The following is a 17082-nucleotide window of genomic DNA, read 5'->3' as shown; positions in this document are numbered from 1 at the left end:
CGTCGGACGCGGACCCGGCACCGGTGTGCCGTGGGGGAGCGGTCTCACCCGCGGACCGTGCAGTCGAACGCGTGCAGGAAGGGGTTGACCGGGCGGATGCCGCCGACCTCCAGGCCCGCCGCCCGCAGCCGGCCGGTCATGCTGGCCGTGGTGTGCTTGGCCCCGCCCACGTTGAGCAGCAGCAGCAGGTCCATGGCGGTGCTGAACCGCATGGACGGCGTGTCGTCCACCAGGTTCTCGATCACCACGACCCGGGTGCCGGGACCGCCCGCCTCGACCACGTTGCGCAGCAGCCGGGTGGTGGAGTCGTCGTCCCACTCCAGGATGTTCTTGATGATGTAGACGTCGGCCTTGACCGGGACGGCCTCGCGGATGTCGCCCGGCACGATCCGCGTCCGGCCGGCCAGGTCGCCGCCCTCGCGCAGCCGGGGCAGGGCGTTGTCCACCACCCGCGGCAGGTCCAGCAGATAGCCGAGCATCGCCGGGTACTTGTCGAGCAGGCTGGCCACCACGTGCCCCTGCCCGCCGCCGAGGTCGGCGACCGAGTCGCTGCCGGACAGGTCGAGCAGCGCGGCGACCTCCCGGGCCGACTGCTCGCTGGAGCGGGTCATCGCCCGGTTGAAGACGTCGGCGGACTCCGGGGCGTCCTCGTTGAGGTACTCGAAGAACTCCTTGCCGTACAGGTCCTGTACGACGTTGTGGCCGGTGCGCACCGCCCGGTCCAGCCGGGGCCAGGCGTCCCAGGTCCACGGCTCGGTGCACCACAGGGCGATGGCGCGCAGGCTGTTCGGGTCGTCCTCGCGCAGCAGCCGGGACATCTCGGTGTGGGCGAACGTGCCGTCGGGCCGCTCGGCGAAGACGCCGTAGCAGGACAGGGCGCGCAGCAGCCGGCGCAGCGGCCCCGGCTCGGTGCGCACGGCCGCCGCCAGGCTCTGCACGGTCATGGGCGCCTCACCGAGGGCGTCGGCGACACCGAGCCGGGCGGCGGCGCGGACGGCGGCGGCGCAGGCCGCCCCGAACACGAGTTCGCGCAGCCGCATCGACGGCGGCGGGGTGGGGGATGCCCCGGACTCCGGCGCGGTGGAGAGCGCGGGGGATGGTGCGGTCATGTGCCGCCTTCCTTCCTTGCGTGGGTCGGGTACGGCCGTCCGGTCAGCACAGGCCCGCGGGCTTCGACGCGCGGCATGAGTTGCGGGTGAAGGCGTTGCCGCTCTTCGCCGCCTCCTGGTTGACCAGGTCCGCCGGGGAGTTGTCCGACAGGTGGTTGCCGGTGATCCGGTTCCGCTCGCTGGTGGCGCCGACGAAGCTCTTGAACAGGACGATGCCGCCCGACAGCGGGGACCGGCCCGAGTGGCCGGTGACGGTGTTGCGGCTGATCAGGGTCTGCTCGGTACCGGTCAGCACGATGCCGGAGCCCTGGAGGTAGGGCAGCCGGGCGGTCTTCGGGCAGTACTTGTTGTTCCGCTCGACCAGGTTCGCGCGCACGGTCAGCGCGCCCGCCCGGGGCTTGTTCTCGTCGCCCACGACGAACACGCCGGCGCAGTTGCCGGTGACGTGGTTGCGCCGGACGGTGAGGTCGCGCAGCCGGCGGACGGTCAGGCCGATCCGGTTGCCCTCCAGCAGGGTGCGCTCGACCACCGTGCCCTTGCTGTCCTTGGCGCCCTGCTCGGCCTTGACGCTGTTGGCGAGGAACAGGCCGGCGTCGCCGTTGCGCCGGGCGGTGTCACGGCGGAAGACACCCCGGGTGGAGTGCTCCTGGGCGATGCCCCACTGGCCGTTGTCGTCGGCGGTCACCCCGGTCACGGTCAGATGGTCGGTGCCCGTGGACCACAGGCCGACCTTGGCGAACCCGGTCACCGTCAGATCGGCGACGGTGACGTCCCGCAGGGCCTTGTTCTTCTTGCCGACCACGCAGATGCCGTTGCCGGAGCCGAGGCACGTGGGGGTGGCGCCCTTGGCGGGCGGGGCGACCTTGGTCCCGGCGGGCGGCCGGAGCACGGTGCGCGGGCCGACGCCCCGCAGGGTCACCGCGGGCGTCCGGAGCGTGACGCTCTCGCGGTAGGTGCCGGCCAGGACCCGTACGGTGTCGCCGGGCCGGGCGGCGTTCACCGCCTTCTGGATGGATTCACCGGGGTGCACCACGAGGGTCCGGTGGGCCGCCGACGCCGGGGCGGCGCCGGCGAACGCACCGACGAGGGCCGTGGCGCATGCGAGGTACGTAATATGGCGTTTTGTCACATTCCGAAGGCTAAAAGCGGATGAGCCGATAACCGGCCGGATGCTCCGTTCGGTGGCGTGTCAACGAAGCCCCGCACCCTGACGGGGGTGCGGGGCTTCGTCGATGGCGTACGGGGTGCGGGTCAGCGCCCCCGGGGGCCGCCCTTCGGCAGCTTCATGCCCTTGGGCATGGGGCCCTTGGGTAGGGGCATGTTGCTCATCAGGTCGCCGAGCGCGCGCAGCCGGTCGTTGGTGGCGGTCACCTGGGGGCCGGTCAGGACCCGCGGGAACTTCAGCAGGGTCGTGCGCAGCTTCTTCAGCTCCACCTGGCCCTCGCCGTTGCCCACGATCACATCGTGCACCGGCACGTCCGCGACGATCCGGTTCATCTTCTTCTTCTCGGCGGCCAGCAGGGTCTTCACCCGGTTCGGGTTGCCCTCGGCGACCAGCACGATGCCGGCCTTGCCGACGGCCCGGTGCACCACGTCCTGGCTGCGGTTCATCGCCACCGCCGGGGTCGTCGTCCAGCCCCGGCCGATGTTGTCCAGCACGGCCGCTGCGGCGCCCGGCTGGCCCTCCATCTGGCCGAAGGCGGCCCGCTCGGCCCGGCGGCCGAACACCACGGCCGTCGCCAGCAGGGCGACCAGCAGGCCGAAGATGCCCAGGTAGACCGGGTGACCGAGCAGGAAGCCGATCGCGAGGAAGACACCGAGCGTGCCGATGCCGACGGCCGCGAGTACAAGGCCGATCTTCTTGTCGGCCTTGCGGGTCATCTGGTACGTGAGGGCGATCTGCTTCAGTCGCCCGGCATTCGCGGCGTCCGCCGCGGTTTCCTTCCTCGCCATGCCACGAAGTCTACGTGCCCCCGGGAGCGCCTTCGACGGCAGTGCCCGGCGGGGCCGGCCCGGGGGCGGGGCCGGGCGGGGTCAGGAGCGGCCGGCGGCGGCCCGCTCCAGGAACCGCTGGGCCTCGACCCGGTCCTTGGCGCGGCGGCGGTCCTCCAGGACGGAGGTCCAGGCGTTGCGGCGGGCGGTGCGCTGGCCGCCGCTCAGCAGCAGGGACTCGACGCGGCGCAGCGCGTCGGTGAAGGACGGGATGGCGGTGGCGCGCACGGGTGGTGCCTGCATGATCGGGATCCCCCTCGAAACGGTGGAGTCAGGGGCGTGACACCAGGGTCACTGTCTGGTGTTACCAGGGCGTGACCGACCGGTCAAACAGTGGTGAACCCCCGGGGCCGGAGCCGGAACGAACGGCGCGGCCCCGGCGCAAGCCCTCATCAGCGAGGACGGCCGGGACCGCGTCGACTCGGCCATTACCGGCCAGTAGCAATTTGTGCGACGATTCACACGCGCGGCTCACCGCGCGGAACCGCCGCGGGGCTCACACCGCCTGGGCGGCGACGAACGCGCCCCGCTTCTCGACGGCCATCTGGTACAGCCGCCCGGCGCGGTAGGAGGAGCGCACCAGCGGGCCGGACATCACACCGGAGAAGCCGATCTGCTCGGCCTCCTCCTTCAGCTCCACGAACTCGTGCGGCTTCACCCAGCGCTCCACCGGGTGGTGCCGGACGGAGGGGCGCAGGTACTGGGTGATGGTGACCAGCTCGCAGCCCGCCTCGTGCAGCTGCTTCAGCGCCTCGCCGACCTCCTCGCGGGTCTCGCCCATGCCGAGGATCAGGTTCGACTTGGTGACCAGGCCGAAGTCGCGGGCCTCGGTGATGACCTTCAGGGAGCGCTCGTAGCGGAAGCCGGGGCGGATCCGCTTGAAGATCCGGGGGACCGTCTCGACGTTGTGCGCGAAGACCTCGGGGCGGGACTCGAACACCTCCGCCAGCTGCTCGGGCACCGCGTTGAAGTCGGGGGCCAGCAGCTCCACCTTGGTCCGGCCGCCCTCGCGCCCGGCCGTCTGGGCGTGGATCTGGCGCACGGTCTCGGCGTACAGCCAGGCGCCGCCGTCCGGCAGGTCGTCGCGGGCCACGCCGGTGATGGTGGCGTAGTTCAGGTCCATCGTCACCACGGACTCGCCCACCCGGCGCGGCTCGTCGCGGTCGAGCGCCTCGGGCTTGCCGGTGTCGATCTGGCAGAAGTCGCAGCGCCGGGTGCACTGGTCGCCGCCGATGAGGAAGGTGGCCTCGCGGTCCTCCCAGCACTCGTAGATGTTCGGGCAGCCGGCTTCCTGGCACACCGTGTGCAGACCCTCGCTCTTCACGAGGTTCTGCATCTTCGTGTATTCGGGGCCCATTTTCGCCCGGGTCTTGATCCACTCGGGCTTGCGCTCGATGGGGGTCTGGCTGTTGCGGACCTCCAGGCGCAGCATCTTGCGTCCGTCGGGTGAGACTGCGGACACGTCGGCTCCCTGTGACTTCGATTCTTCGGCGTACACCAGGGTACGCCCGTGCTCATCGCGCCCTGCCGGGGAGACCAACCTCCTGACCGCAGGGCGCATTCCCGGCGCCGACGGTCAGGCGGACGCCTTCTCGATCTCCCGGGGCTTGAGGACCGCGTTCTCCAGGACGTCCCCGAGGTGCTTCTCCACCACCGGCACGACCTCCTCGACCGTGATGTCCCGGCCCAGCTCGCTGGCGAGGGAGGCCACGCCCGCGTCGCGGATGCCGCACGGGATGATCCGGTCGAACCACTTCATGTCCGGGTTCACGTTGAACGAGAAGCCGTGCATCGTGACGCCCTTGGCCACCCGGATGCCGATCTGTGCGATCTTTCGGTCTTCGCGCCGCTGGCCCGCGTTGGACGGGGCGTACTCCGGGCCGTTGAGCCGGGGGTCGAACTCCTCGTCGGTCAGCCGCGGGTCGAAGTCCAGCGACAGCCCCCCGAGCGCCGGCCGCTGCTCGACCGGGTCGCCGAGCACCCAGACGCCGCTGCGGCCCTCGACCCGGGTGGTCTCCAGGCCGAACTCGGCGCAGGTGCGGATGAGCGCCTCCTCCAGCCGCCGTACGTGCGCGACGACGTCCACCGGGCGGGGCAGCTTCTGGATCGGGTAGCCCACCAGCTGGCCCGGGCCGTGCCAGGTGATCTTGCCGCCGCGGTCCACGTCGATGACCGGGGTGCCGTCCAGCGGGCGCTCGCTGTCCTCGGTGCGCCGGCCGGCCGTGTACACCGGGGGGTGCTCCAGGAGGATCACGGTGTCGGGGACCTCGTCGGCGAACCGGGCCGCGTGGATCCGGCGCTGCTCGTCCCAGGCCTCCTGGTAGTCGACGGCATCGGCACCGAATCCCCTGCGGACGAACCGCAACTCACTCACGGCAAGCGCCTCCCTCGGCGATGGGTGTGTCAGGCATGTATCGCGCCCACGCCACTGTACGTCCGGACCGCACGCGTCAGCCCGGCGGGCGTTCCTCACTCGATCGAATGAAGGTGGCGCAAAGTGTGTGATCGTCTGCTCACTCTCCGCTACATTCGCGCCGTTCGTGAGGCCATAAGGGCTGCTCAAAGGCAATCCGGGCACATGCACCGGCCCGGAAGGCAGGAGACCGCACCGCAGATGACGGACCGACCCGCGCAGCGCACCCCCAACCGCCAGCTCGCCGCGCTCATCGCAGAAGCGGGGTTCTCCAACGCGGGTCTGGCGCGTCGCGTCGATCAGCTCGGTCTGGAACACGGGCTGGACCTCAGATACGACAAGACGTCGGTCACCCGCTGGCTGCGCGGGCAGCAGCCGCGCGGCACCACCCCCGCCCTCATCGCCGAGGTCTTCACCCGCCGGCTCGGGCGCCGGCTCACCGCCCAGGATCTCGGCCTGGACTCCTGTGCGCCGGTGTACGCCGGGCTGGAGTTCGCGGCCACCCCGGAGGAGGCCGTCGACATCGTCAGCGGCCTGTGGCGCAAGGACTCCGGCAGCCACGCCGAGCTGCGCAAGATCGCCTTCACCCCGGCTGGCCTGGTCGTGCCCAGCCGGGACTGGCTGATCGGCAAGCCCGACGACCGGGTGGCCCGCGAGCCGGGGCCCCGGGTGCCGCAGCAGGCCAGGCCCGGTGCGCCCAGGTCCCCGCTCCCGCCCGGGGCGGCGGCCGTGGCGCGCGCCCGCGCGAGCGCCGAACGCGCCCCCGGCCACCGGGTCACCACCGGCGACATCGCCGCGCTGCGCTCGGTCGGCGAGCTGTTCCGCACCCTCGACGACCGGTTCGGCGGCGGCCACGCCCGGCAGGCGCTGGTGCGCTACCTGGAGCACGAGTGCGAGCCGATGCTCCGCGGCGGCTACGGCGAGCAGACCGGCCGCCGGCTGTTCGGCGCCGCCGCCGACCTGACCCGGCTGGCGGGCTGGACGTCGTACGACATCGCCGCGCACGGGCTCGCCCAGCGCTACTTCGTGCAGGCCCTGCGGCTCGCCCAGGCCGCCGGCGACCGGGCCTACGGCTCCTACGTCCTGGTCACCATGAGCCGCCAGGCCGTCTACCTCGGGCACGGCAGGGAGGCCGTGCAGCTGACCCGGGTCGCCCAGCAGGGCGTCGGCACCGGCGCCCCGCCCGTCGTCCAGTCGCTGCTGCACGCCTCCGAGGCGCGGGCGCACGCCCTCCTCGGCGAGGTACGGGCGTGCACCGCGGCGCTGGTGCGGGCCGAGCGCGCGCTGGAGGCGGCCCGGCCCGGGGACGAGGTGCCGCACTGGGCCCGGTTCTTCGACGAGGGGCAGCTCGCCGACGAGTTCGCGCACTGCCACCGGGACCTCCAGCAGTTCCGGGCGGCCGCGCAGCACGCCGAGCGCGCCCTGCAGCTGCGGGCGCCCGCCTTCGCCCGCAGCCGGCTGTTCTGCCGGGTCGTCCTCGCCACCGCGCGGCTCGGCCTCGGCGAACTCGACCAGGCGTGCGCGCTCGCCGCGGAGGCCGCGGGGCAGGCCGCCGAGATGCGGTCCGCCCGCGCGGTGGAGTACGTCAAGGACTTCGAACGCCGGCTGGAGCCCTACCGGGACGCGGCGCCGGTGCGCGGCTACCGGGAGAAGGTCGCGGCGCTGGGGTAGGACCGCCCGAAGCCGCGCCCTGCGGCTACGCCGCCCTCGGCAGCACCGGGGCCGGGTCCGCGCGGTGCATCGAACCCGTCGTGCCCAGGTCCGTCAGGATGGCCGACGCCGCCCGGCGGGCGGAGTGCAGCGCGCCCTGGACCGTGCCGGTGTCGCGGTGGTCCCCGCACACGTACAGGCCTGCCAGGAGGCGCACCGGGCGGCGCGGGTCGTGCGGGGGGCGCATGGCCGGGACCGCCTCGGGGGTGTGGAACACGGCCAGCGTCTCCCAGCGGCGCGTGGAGGTGCCGTAGAGCCGGGCGAGGTGGATGCGCACGGCGGTGTCGACGCCCTCCGGCGGCGGGCCCAGCACCGTCGAGGAGATCAGCGCCCGGCCGGCCGGCGCCCGGCTCGGGTCCACGGTGCTGAGCACGGCCGTGTGCGCCACCGGCCCGCCCCGGTCCGCGTCCAGCAGCAGCGAGGCGCCGGCCGGGAGGGCCTCGGCGGGTTCGTCCGTGGTGTGGTGGACCACCGTCACCGGATGGAAGTCCGGCACCCGCAGCCCCGGCAGCAGCTCCGCCGCGGCCCGCGCGCCGGTGGCCAGCAGCACCGCCCGGCAGCGGATCTCGCCGCGCTCGGCGGTGGTCACCGAGGTCGTGGACACCGAGGTGACCCGTACCCCGGTGTGCACCGTGCCCGGCGGCAGCGCGCGGGCCAGCAGCTCCGGAAGCGCCTCCGCGCCGCCCTCCGGCACGCACAGCCGGCCGCTCGCGAAGGCGCGCAGCGCCAGGTCGGCGCACCGGCTGGACGTGGTCAGCTCCGGGTCGCACAGCAGCGCGGCCAGCAGCGGGCGCAGAAAGCCGTCGATGGTGCGCGCCGGCACCCCGCGCCGGGCCAGCGCCTGGGCCGCGGGCAGCTCGGGGCGGGCCAGGACGCGCTCGACGGGGGTCGCCGCGAGCCGGCCGAGCGCGGCGCCCAGCCGGGCCTGGTCCACCGCGCCGCCCACCGGCGCGGTGCCGGTCCGGCCGGGCGTGACCGTCGTACCCCGGCCGGTCGCGGCCCGGGCCGCCGTGGCCCGCGCGGCCGTACCCCGGGCGGCCATGTCCCGGACGGCCGCGGCCCTGGGCGTGCCGGCGAGGGCGCGGACCGCGTGGAGTGCGCCCCGTGCGCCCCTCGCGCTTCCGCCGGGCGCCGGGGCGCCCGCGCGCTGGAGGCGCCCGTCGCGGTGCAGCAGCACGCCCGGCGCGAAGCGGCGCACGGTCAGCTCGGCCAGGCCCGGGGTCAGCCGGAGTTCGGGGTAGGACGTGGACAGCAGCTGTCCGACGCGGTCGAGCCGGAAGCCGTCGACCTTCTCCGTCGACATGCGACCGCCGACGTACGGGGCGGCCTCCAGGACCGCGGTGGTGATTCCGGCGCTGGTCAGCCGGTGAGCGGCCGAGAGGCCGGCGATGCCGGCCCCCACGATGACGACGTCCACCTGGTACGCGGGCTCAAGCACGAGGCCCCTCCTGTGGTTACGCGGCCGGTGGAGGAGCCATGCCTCCGACTGGCGCCACGGATACCCGAGTTCGGATCGAGGTTAGGGCGGTGATCGGTCAGGAGGAGTCGCGCATCAACAGGGCACGGTCGCATGGAGGTCGCATACGGTCACTTTTGTTCGCCCGTGTTGCCAACCGGCTCATTACGCCGCGCGGATCGCCTCCTCGATGCCGGGAAACGCGAACCGGAAACCCGACTCCAGCAGCCGCCTGGGCACCACCCGCTGACTGGCCAGCACATCCCCGGCCAGCTCCCCGAGGGCCGCGCGCAGCACCGGCCCGGGCACCGCGCACACCGCCGGCCGGCGCAGCACCCGGCCCATCGCCGCGGTGACCTCCCGGTTCGTCAGCGGCTGCGGGGCGGTCAGGTTGAACGGGCCGGACAGGTCCGCCCGGTCGATCAGATGCCGGATCGCGGCCACCTCGTCGTGCAGCGCGATGTACGACCAGTACTGCCGCCCGTCGCCCAGCCGCCCCCCGAGCCCCGCCCGGAACAGCGGGAACAGCCGCCCCCAGGCCCCGCTGCCCCGGGCCACCACCAGACCCGTGCGCAGGAACACCGTCCGCACCCCGGCCTCCTCGGCGGGCGCCGCCGCCTCCTCCCACTCCACGCACAGCCGGGCCAGGAAGCCGTCGCCCGGCGGCGCGTCCTCGTCCGCCACCCGCTCGCCGGTGTCGCCGTAGAAGCCGATCGCGCTGCCGTTCAGAAACGCCCGGGGCGGCTCGGGGAGCGAGGCCACCGCCTCGGCGAGCGCGGCCGTGCCCAGCACCCGGCTGTCCCGCAGCACCCGCTTGTACTCGGGGGTCCAGCGCCGGTCGCCCACCCCGGCCGCCGCGAGGTTGACCACCACCTCGCACCCGATGAGCCCGGCCGCGTCGACCCGGCCCCGCTCCGGGTCCCAGCGGACCTCGTCCGGGCCCCGGGGCGCCCGGCGCACCAGCCGCACCACCTCGTGCCCGTCGGCGGCCAGAGAGCGCACCAGGGCACCGCCGATGAGACCGGACGCGCCGGCCACCGCGATACGTGAACGTTCCATGGCCCCAAGCATGACCCCACCACCGCCCCGGAAACCCGTTGGCCGCCCGCATGGCGGCCCCTAGGGTGATCGTCATGTCCGAGCCCCGCATACGCACCGCCCAGGCCCGCGACGAGGAGGAACTGGCCCTCCTCGACCGGGCCACCTGGTCCCCCCTGCACGCCGTGATGCCCCGGCCGACGCCGCCGTACCCGCCGTTCTTCGACGACAGGCACCGCCCGGAGGACTTCCTCGTCGCCGAGGACGGCGGACGCCTGCTCGGCTACATCCGCCTCGCCCGTCCCACCCCGCTCGCCTCCAACGCGCACGTCCTGCAGATCCAGGGGTTCGCCGTCGCCGGCGAGGCGCGCGGCCGGGGTGTCGGGCGCGCGCTGGTCCGGGCCGCCGTCGACCGCGCGCGCGAGCGCGGCGCCCGCCGGCTGACCCTGCGGGTGCTCGGGCACAACGCCCCGGCCCGGGCGCTGTACGAGTCCGAGGGGTTCGCCGTCGAGGGCGTGCTGCCGGGGGAGTTCTTCCTCGACGGCCGCTACGTGGACGACGTGTTCATGGGCCGGACCCTGTGAACACGGCTGTCACGAAGTCCCGGTGACAACACCGGTCCTACGCGGCGACCAGCTCTCCGGTGTCCACCCGCGCCGTCGCCGCGGCCGCCCGCCGGGCGTCGCCCGTCAGCTCGGCCGCCGTCAGCGCATACCCCGTCCCCGCGTCCGAGGCGGACCGGGCGAAGACCATCCCGAGCACCCGGCCGTCCGGGGTCAGCAGCGGGCCCCCGGAGTCGCCCGGCAGGACCTCGGAGCGGATCGCGTACACCTCCCGGGTGACCGTGCGCTCGTCGTGGATGTCCGGGCCGACCGCCCGCACCCGGTCCGCCACCGTCGCCGTCCGCAGGCCCAGGCCGCCGTTCTCCGGGTAGCCCGCCACCACCGCCGAAGCCCCGCGCCCGGCGTCCGGGGCGAACCGCAGCGCGGGGGCGCGCAGCCCGGGCACATACAGCACCGCCACGTCCCGGCCCGGGTCGAACAGCACCACCCGGGCCGGATACGACCGCCCGGCCCCGCCGACCCGCACGCTCGGCCGGTCGATGCCGGCCACCACGTGCGCGTTGGTCAGCACGTGCTGGGACGCGTAGACGAACCCGCTGCCCTCGCGGCCCTCGGCGCCCGCGACTCCCTGGATCTTGACCGTGCCGCGCCGGGCCGCCCGGGTGGCGGCCGGGGTGACACCGTCGCTGCCGGGCCGGGTCACCCGGGCCGCCGGCTCGGGCCCCCACCGGTCGGACACCCGGGGGAGACCCGCCTCGGACAGCACGGACGTGGCCCGTGAGAACCAGGCGGGCGTCGTCCCGGGCATCCGCTGCCGCACCACGCCCAGCAGCGTCGAGTCCCGTACCTCCGCCGCCAGCCCCGGGGACGGGGCCGCGCCCAGCACGCTCGCCGCCACCCCCGCCACCACCAGCACCGCCCCCGCCTTCACCGCGGCGCCCCCGACGCCGTCCGCCACCCGCAGCGGGCCCCGGGCCGGCCGCCCGCGCAGCCGCCGCGCCGCCCGGCCCGCCAGCGCGTGCCCCAGTACCGCCGGCACCAGCAGCGTCACCGCGGCGAGCGCCGTGACCGCCGCCGACCCCCGCACCTGGCCCGTCGCCCACGGCAGCAGCCGCATTCCGACGGCCGCGCCGCCCGCGAACCCGGCCAGCGAGACACACCCGGCCACCAGCCCGCGCCGGTATCCCGACACCGCCGAGCAGACGGCCACCACGGCGAGCAGCAGATCCAGCAGGTTCACGGCAGCGCCTTTCTCTCGGACCCCCGGTACGGGCCGGCCGAACCCCTGCCCCCGGCGGACCCGGACGCGGAGCACTCCCCGGAAGGGACCCGGACCGGGACAAAGGTTCCGCCAGGTGGCAGAACGTGCGGCGCGGGTACGGCCCGGCGGCTTGACAGTGGGATCATGCGTGTCCTCCGAAGAGCCCCGCAGGCCCCGGCACGGCCCGCCGCGGGGAACCCCCGTACCGCACGGCGGATACCCGGGGCGCTGCTGGTGCTGCTCGGCTGCCTGCCCGGGCTGCTCGCCGTCGGCGCCCTGGTCGTATGCGCCCGCGGCGCCGAGCGCGCCGCCGTCTCCCGCCCCGACCGCCCCGCCGCCGGCGCCCGTCCGCCCGCCGGACACCGGGCCGCCCGGCCGCGCATCGTGCCGCGCTCCGCCTGGCTGGACCGCGTCACCGGGCACACCCAGCCGCCCCCGCGCTACGACGACAAGGTGGTGGCCGTCTTCCTGCACCACACCGACTCGCCCAACGGCTACGCCTGCGCCGACGCGCCGCGCATCATCCGTGGCCTGTACGCCGGGCAGACCGGCGCCCGGCACTGGGACGACATCGGCTACAACTTCCTCGTCGACCGCTGCGGCACCATCTACGAGGGCCGGGCCGGAGGCATCGACCGGCCCGTCACCGGCGCCCACACCCAGGGCTTCAACCACCGCACCGCCGGGATCGCCGCCCTCGGCACCTTCACCGCCGGCGTCCCCGTGCCCCGCGCCATGACCGACGCCATCGCCGCCCTCGCGGCCTGGAAGCTCGGGCTCGCCGACATCGACCCGCGCGGCCGGGCCCGGCTGGTCTCCAGCAGCGGCGAGAGCCGCTACCGGGCGGGCGCCGCCGCCACCCTGCCCGCCCTCGCCGGGCACGACGCCGGATTCCACACCAGCTGCCCCGGCGCGGCCCTGACCGCCCGCCTCCCGGCCATCCGGGAACGCGCCGCCCTGCTCCAGGGCCGCCCGGCCACGACGCCACCCCGGAAACCGGTCACGGCACCACCCCGGAAGCCGGTCACGACGCCGTCCCCGAAGACCCACGGTCCGCGTCCCCCTCTGCGCCCCACGGCCGCGGCGGGCACCGGCGGGCCCGGCACCCCCGGCCGGGGAGCCGAGCCGACGGCAGGCGGGACACACGGGAAACAGCCGTGAGGCCGTCATGTCCGCAGCCGCTCCCACAGCCGGGGAAACCGCTCCGCGAGCACCCGGTCGTCCTCCAGGTCCAGCGGTGTGCCCTCCGGCTCGGCCGGGGCCGGGGCAAGGCCCAGCTCGGGGGCGACGGTGCCGGTCAGCTGCTCGTACGCCTCGTCCGCCGCGTACCCCAGCTCCTCGCCGTCGCCGTCGATCTCCTCGTCGAACTCGCCCAGCAGCCCGGCGAGCGCGTCCGGATCGTGCAGGGCCCCCTCGAACACCTCCCTGCCCTGACCGATCAGCCAGCACCGGAAGAAGTCGAACGCGTCGTCGCTGCACCCGTCCAGCAGCAGCCAGGCCGCGCCCCACAGATCCCAGCGGTAGGCGCGGTTGTAGCGGGCCTCGAAGTGGCGGGCGAAGTCCAGGACCCGCTCGGGATCCAGCGCGAGAAGCCGCTCCACCAGCAGGTCGGCCTGCTCCTCGGGGTCGCCCCCGGCGGCCTGGCGGGTGGAGTCGATCAGCTCCCAGAACTCCGTCTCGTCCATCACGCCACCAGCATCGGGCCTCACCCGGTGGCACGCACCCGGAGTACGGCCGAGGTGCTCAGCCGGCCCCGCCGTGGTACAGCGCGGCGGCGCGGGCCGCGTCCGCCGCGAACCGCTCGCGCAGCGCGGCCGGCGCCAGCACCTCGGCCTCCGGCCCGAGCGCCGTCAGCTGCTCGTGCGCGACCTCCTCCGACTCCACGGGCAGCGTCACCGTCACCCAGCCCGCCGGATCCGGCGCGCCCGGCCGGACGAGAGCCGTTCGCGCGGCGAGCGGATCCACGGCGTGCGGCAGCCGGCGCACCCCCTCCGGGGAGAGCCGTACGACGACCTCGGCACGCAGGATCGACCGGGCGAACCGCTCGGCCTGCTCCGCCCAGAAACCCGGCAGGTCGAACTCCAGGTCGCGCTCGAACCGCTCGCCGAGCCGGTCCACGGCGGTGAACCGGTCGATCCGGTACGTCCGGAAGGAACCGCTCGCGTCCACCCGCGCGCACAAGTACCAGACACCGGCCTTCAGCACGAGTCCGTACGGCTCCAGCCGCCGCTCCACCGTGTCCTGCCCGCGCCGGTACCGGGCGAGGACCCGGGCGTCGTCCCACACCGCCTCGGCGAGCACCGGCAGCAGCGCGGGCGTCTCCGGCTCCCGGAACCAGGCGGGCGCGTCCAGGTGGAAGCGCTGCGCGGCGGTGTCCGGGGCGTCCCGCAGCGAGGGCAGCAGGGCCGCCGACACCTTCAGCCGGGCCGCCGAGGCGGCGTCCGCCAGGCCCATCTCCCGCAGCGCCCCCGGCACCCCGCTCAGGAACAGCGCCTCGGCCTCGCCGCGGGCCAGCCCGGTCAGCCGCGTCCGGTACCCCCCGACCAGCCGGTAGCCCCCGGCCCGCCCCCGGTCGGCGTACACCGGCACCCCCGCCTCGGACAGGGCCTGGGCGTCCCGCGTCACGGTCCGCTCCGACACCTCCAGCTCCCGCGCCAGCTCACCGGCGGTCATCACGGGCCGGGACTGGAGCAGCAGAACCATCTTGATGAGCCGGGCCGCACGCATGCGCCCATGATGGCAAAGAGGCCCCCGCCGAAGCGGGGGCCTGCTCACCGGACCGGTCCGTTACAGACCGTACTTCTACGGCCCGTACTTCTACAGCCCGTACTTCTCCCGGGCCTCCTTGACCGCCGTCGCCTTGACCTCGCCGCGGCGGGCGAGCTGGGCCAGGGCGGCCACGACGATCGACTCGGCGTCGACGCCGAAGTGGCGGCGGGCGGCCTCACGGGTGTCCGACAGGCCGAAGCCGTCGGCGCCCAGCGAGGACCAGTCCTGCTCGACCCACTGCGCGATCTGGTCCGGGACCTGGCGCATGTAGTCGGACACCGCGAGCACCGGACCCTCGGCGCCCTGCAGGGCCTGGCGGACGTACGGCACCCGGTCCTCGCCGCGCAGCAGCGCCGCGTCGGCCTCCAGCGCGTCCCGGCGCAGCTCGGTCCAGGAGGTCGCGGACCACACGTCGGCGGCCACGCCCCACTCCTCGGCCAGCAGCTTCTGCGCCTTGAGGGCCCAGTGGATCGCCGTGCCGGAGCCCAGCAGCTGGATGCGCGGGGCGCCCGCCGCCACGGCGATGCCGGCGGACTCGGCCGTGCTGAAGCGGTACAGGCCCTTGACGATGCCCTCGTCGATGCCGAGCCCCTGCGGCTTGGCCGGCTGCGGCAGCGGCTCGTTGTAGACCGTCAGGTAGTAGAAGACGTTCTGGTCCTCGCCCGGCTTGGCCTCGCCGTACATCCGGCGCAGACCCTCACGGACGATCACCGCGACCTCGTAGGCGAACGCGGGGTCGTACGTCAGCGCGGCCGGGTTGGTCGCGGCGATCACCGGGGAGTGGCCGTCGGCGTGCTGGAGGCCCTCGCCCGTCAGGGTGGTACGGCCCGCCGTCGCGCCGATCAGGAAGCCGCGGCCGAGCTGGTCGCCGAGCTGCCACATCTGGTCGGCCGTGCGCTGCCAGCCGAACATCGAGTAGAAGATGTAGAACGGGATCATCGCCTCGCCGTGCGTCGCGTACGACGTCGAAGCGGCGATGAAGTCGGCCATCGAGCCGGCCTCGGTGATCCCCTCGTTGAGGATCTGGCCGTTCTTGGCCTCCTTGTAGTACATCAGCTGGTCGCGGTCGACCGGCTCGTACGTCTGGCCCTTGGGCGAGTAGATGCCGAGCGACGGGAAGAGGCTCTCCATGCCGAAGGTGCGCGCCTCGTCCGGGACGATCGGCACCCAGCGCTTGCCCGTCTCCTTGTCGCGGACCAGGTCCTTGATCAGGCGGACGAAGGCCATGGTGGTGGCCACGTTCTGGGAGCCGGAGCCCTTGTCGAAGGAGGCGAACGCCTTCTCCGCCGGGGCCGGCAGCGCGGGCAGCGCGTGGGTGCGGCGGGCCGGGGCCGGGCCGCCGAGGGCCGCGCGGCGTTCCTGGAGGTAGCGCACCTCCGGGGAGTCGGCGCCCGGGTGGCCGTAGGGCACCACGCCGTCGACGAAGTCGCTGTCCTTGATCGGCAGGTCGAGGCGGTCGCGCATCGCCTTGAACTCGTCCACCGTCAGCTTCTTCATCTGGTGGTTGGCGTTCTTCGACGCGAAGCCCTCGCCCAGGGTGTGGCCCTTGACCGTCTGCGCCAGGATCACGGTCGGCGCGCCCTTGTGCTCGACGGCGGCCTTGTACGCGGCGTAGACCTTGCTCGCCTCGTGACCACCGCGCGAGAGGTGGAAGCACTCGAGGATCTTGTCGTCGCTCAGCAGCTTGGCCATCTCGACCAGCGCCGGGTCCTTGCCGAAGAAGTCCTCGCGGATGTAGGCGGCGTCGCGGGTCTGGTACGTCTGCACCTGCGCGTCCGGTACCTCGCGCAGCCGGCGGACCAGCGCGCCCGTGGTGTCCAAGGCGAACAGCTCGTCCCAGGCCGTGCCCCACAGCGTCTTGATCACGTTCCAGCCGGCGCCGCGGAACTGGGCCTCCAGCTCCTGCACGATCTTGAAGTTGGCGCGGACCGGGCCGTCCAGGCGCTGGAGGTTGCAGTTGATGACGAAGGTGAGGTTGTCCAGCTGCTCCCGCGAGGCCAGCGCGAGGGCGGCCGTGGACTCCGGCTCGTCCATCTCGCCGTCGCCGAGGAAGGCCCAGACGTGGGAGGCGGAGACGTCCTTGATGCCGCGGTTGGTCAGGTAGCGGTTGAACCGCGCCTGGTAGATCGCCGACAGCGGGCCGAGGCCCATGGAGACCGTCGGGAACTCCCACATCCAGGGCAGCCGCCGCGGGTGCGGGTACGAGGGCAGGCCGTTGCCGCCGGCCTCCTGGCGGAAGTTGTCCAGGTGCTGCTCGGTGAGCCGGCCGTCGAGGAAGGCGCGGGCGTAGATGCCGGGGGAGGCGTGGCCCTGGATGTACAGCTGGTCGCCGGAGCCGTCGCCCTCCTTGCCCTTGAAGAAGTGGTTGAAGCCGGTCTCGTACAGCCAGGCGGCGGAGGCGAAGGTCGCGATGTGGCCGCCGACGCCGTGCTTGCTGCCCCGGGTCACCATGGCCGCCGCGTTCCAGCGGTTCCACGCGGTGATCCGGGCCTCCAGCTCCGGGTCACCGGGCAGGGCCGGCTCCGCGGAGGTGGGGATGGTGTTGACGTAGTCGGTCTCGAGGAGCTTCGGCAGCGCGATGCCGCCCGCCTCGGCGCGCTCCAGCGTGCGACGCATCAGGTACGCGGCGCGGTGCGGTCCGGCTTCCCTGGCGACGGCGTCCAGGGAGGCCTGCCATTCGGCGGTCTCCTCCGGGTCGCGGTCCGGGAGCTGGTCGAGCGCGCTCGGCTGGATGGCGTTGGGGTCGGTCATGTCGCCGCCTTCCTCAGTCG

14 protein-coding genes and 1 pseudogene are annotated in these 17082 nt (G+C 74.2%); 3 read left to right on the top strand and 12 right to left on the bottom strand.

Features of this window, described 5'->3' with window-relative positions; translation table 11 throughout:
• Positions 1-44 precede the first annotated feature (44 nt).
• The 6 genes from IH25_RS0128560 to lipB all read right to left on the bottom strand — a co-directional run bounded on the left by IH25_RS0128560 (position 45) and on the right by lipB (position 5475).
• Complete coding sequence (locus IH25_RS0128560; RefSeq protein ID WP_030616772.1) at positions 45-1040, bottom strand: methyltransferase; 996 nt, start codon at positions 1038-1040, stop codon at positions 45-47.
• A 112-nt stretch (positions 1041-1152) separates the two neighbouring features.
• On the bottom strand, positions 1153-2238 hold the full coding sequence (locus IH25_RS0128555) for a right-handed parallel beta-helix repeat-containing protein (protein ID WP_030616769.1): 1086 nt from the start codon (positions 2236-2238) through the stop codon (positions 1153-1155).
• A gap of 122 nt (positions 2239-2360) precedes the next feature.
• Positions 2361-3062 (bottom strand): DUF4191 domain-containing protein, encoded by a 702-nt coding sequence (locus IH25_RS0128550; RefSeq protein ID WP_030616766.1) that lies wholly within the window; start codon positions 3060-3062, stop codon positions 2361-2363.
• Between the two features lie 81 nt (positions 3063-3143).
• Positions 3144-3344 carry an SCO2195 family GlnR-regulated protein gene (locus IH25_RS0128545; RefSeq protein ID WP_030616762.1) on the bottom strand — a complete coding sequence of 67 codons (201 nt, stop codon included), beginning with the start codon at positions 3342-3344 and terminating at the stop codon, positions 3144-3146.
• Between the two features lie 253 nt (positions 3345-3597).
• A complete protein-coding gene (gene lipA, locus IH25_RS0128540; protein ID WP_030616759.1) occupies positions 3598-4563 on the bottom strand; it encodes a lipoyl synthase in 966 nt (321 codons plus the stop codon).
• A gap of 114 nt (positions 4564-4677) precedes the next feature.
• Positions 4678-5475, bottom strand: a complete 798-nt coding sequence (lipB, locus tag IH25_RS0128535) for a lipoyl(octanoyl) transferase LipB (RefSeq protein WP_030616757.1) — start codon at positions 5473-5475, stop codon at positions 4678-4680.
• Positions 5476-5715: 240 nt separating this feature from the next.
• On the opposite strand from lipB, the gene IH25_RS0128530 reads away from it, so the two are divergent.
• On the top strand, positions 5716-7185 hold the full coding sequence (locus IH25_RS0128530; RefSeq protein ID WP_030616754.1) for a hypothetical protein: 1470 nt from the start codon (positions 5716-5718) through the stop codon (positions 7183-7185).
• Positions 7186-7210: 25 nt separating this feature from the next.
• Here IH25_RS0128530 and IH25_RS0128525 read toward each other — a convergent pair whose 3' ends face one another.
• On the bottom strand, positions 7211-8662 hold the full coding sequence (locus IH25_RS0128525; protein ID WP_030616751.1) for an NAD(P)/FAD-dependent oxidoreductase: 1452 nt from the start codon (positions 8660-8662) through the stop codon (positions 7211-7213).
• Positions 8663-8845: 183 nt separating this feature from the next.
• Complete coding sequence (locus IH25_RS0128520) at positions 8846-9739, bottom strand: TIGR01777 family oxidoreductase (protein WP_030616748.1); 894 nt, start codon at positions 9737-9739, stop codon at positions 8846-8848.
• A 74-nt stretch (positions 9740-9813) separates the two neighbouring features.
• On the opposite strand from IH25_RS0128520, the gene IH25_RS0128515 reads away from it, so the two are divergent.
• The gene (locus IH25_RS0128515; RefSeq protein ID WP_030616745.1) at positions 9814-10302 is read left to right on the top strand and encodes a GNAT family N-acetyltransferase; all 489 of its coding nucleotides are present in this window, start codon (positions 9814-9816) and stop codon (positions 10300-10302) included.
• 37 nt (positions 10303-10339) lie between these two features.
• Here the strand turns inward: IH25_RS0128515 and IH25_RS0128510 are convergent, their stop codons facing one another.
• Entirely contained in the window at positions 10340-11521 is a 1182-nt protein-coding gene (locus tag IH25_RS0128510; protein WP_030616742.1) for a MarP family serine protease, read from the bottom strand.
• 165 nt (positions 11522-11686) lie between these two features.
• Here IH25_RS0128510 and IH25_RS0128505 point away from each other — a divergent pair.
• Positions 11687-12514 (top strand): annotated as a pseudogene (locus tag IH25_RS0128505) (peptidoglycan recognition protein family protein); the annotation flags it as partial.
• A 194-nt stretch (positions 12515-12708) separates the two neighbouring features.
• Here IH25_RS0128505 and IH25_RS0128500 read toward each other — a convergent pair.
• The 3 genes from IH25_RS0128500 to aceE all read right to left on the bottom strand — a co-directional run bounded on the left by IH25_RS0128500 (position 12709) and on the right by aceE (position 17062).
• Positions 12709-13227: a DUF4240 domain-containing protein gene (locus IH25_RS0128500; RefSeq protein WP_030616737.1), complete on the bottom strand. Its 519-nt coding sequence runs from the start codon at positions 13225-13227 to the stop codon at positions 12709-12711.
• Positions 13228-13285: 58 nt separating this feature from the next.
• Positions 13286-14269, bottom strand: a complete 984-nt coding sequence (locus tag IH25_RS0128495) for a helix-turn-helix transcriptional regulator (RefSeq protein WP_030616735.1) — start codon at positions 14267-14269, stop codon at positions 13286-13288.
• 90 nt (positions 14270-14359) lie between these two features.
• Positions 14360-17062 (bottom strand): pyruvate dehydrogenase (acetyl-transferring), homodimeric type, encoded by a 2703-nt coding sequence (aceE, locus tag IH25_RS0128490; protein WP_030616731.1) that lies wholly within the window; start codon positions 17060-17062, stop codon positions 14360-14362.
• Between the last annotated feature and the right edge of the window lie 20 nt (positions 17063-17082).

The organism is Streptomyces achromogenes subsp. achromogenes (assembly GCF_000720835.1).
GTDB classification, from domain to species: Bacteria; Actinomycetota; Actinomycetes; order Streptomycetales; family Streptomycetaceae; genus Streptomyces; species Streptomyces achromogenes.
The sequence above is the reverse complement of the archived record's forward strand: the minus strand, read 5'-3'. Positions and strand labels throughout refer to the sequence as shown.

Excerpts from the sequence above, each read along its gene's own strand:
- aceE (WP_030616731.1), bottom strand. The coding sequence starts at position 17,062 with ATGACCGACCCCAACGCCATCCAGCCGAGCGCGCTCGACCAGCTCCCG.
- IH25_RS0128520 (WP_030616748.1), bottom strand. The coding sequence starts at position 9,739 with ATGGAACGTTCACGTATCGCGGTGGCCGGCGCGTCCGGTCTCATCGGC.
- IH25_RS0128550 (WP_030616766.1), bottom strand. The coding sequence starts at position 3,062 with ATGGCGAGGAAGGAAACCGCGGCGGACGCCGCGAATGCCGGGCGACTG.
- IH25_RS0128515 (WP_030616745.1), top strand. The coding sequence starts at position 9,814 with ATGTCCGAGCCCCGCATACGCACCGCCCAGGCCCGCGACGAGGAGGAA.
- IH25_RS0128500 (WP_030616737.1), bottom strand. The coding sequence starts at position 13,227 with ATGGACGAGACGGAGTTCTGGGAGCTGATCGACTCCACCCGCCAGGCC.
- IH25_RS0128560 (WP_030616772.1), bottom strand. The coding sequence starts at position 1,040 with ATGCGGCTGCGCGAACTCGTGTTCGGGGCGGCCTGCGCCGCCGCCGTC.
- IH25_RS0128530 (WP_030616754.1), top strand. The coding sequence starts at position 5,716 with ATGACGGACCGACCCGCGCAGCGCACCCCCAACCGCCAGCTCGCCGCG.
- IH25_RS0128545 (WP_030616762.1), bottom strand. The coding sequence starts at position 3,344 with ATGCAGGCACCACCCGTGCGCGCCACCGCCATCCCGTCCTTCACCGAC.
- IH25_RS0128495 (WP_030616735.1), bottom strand. The coding sequence starts at position 14,269 with ATGCGTGCGGCCCGGCTCATCAAGATGGTTCTGCTGCTCCAGTCCCGG.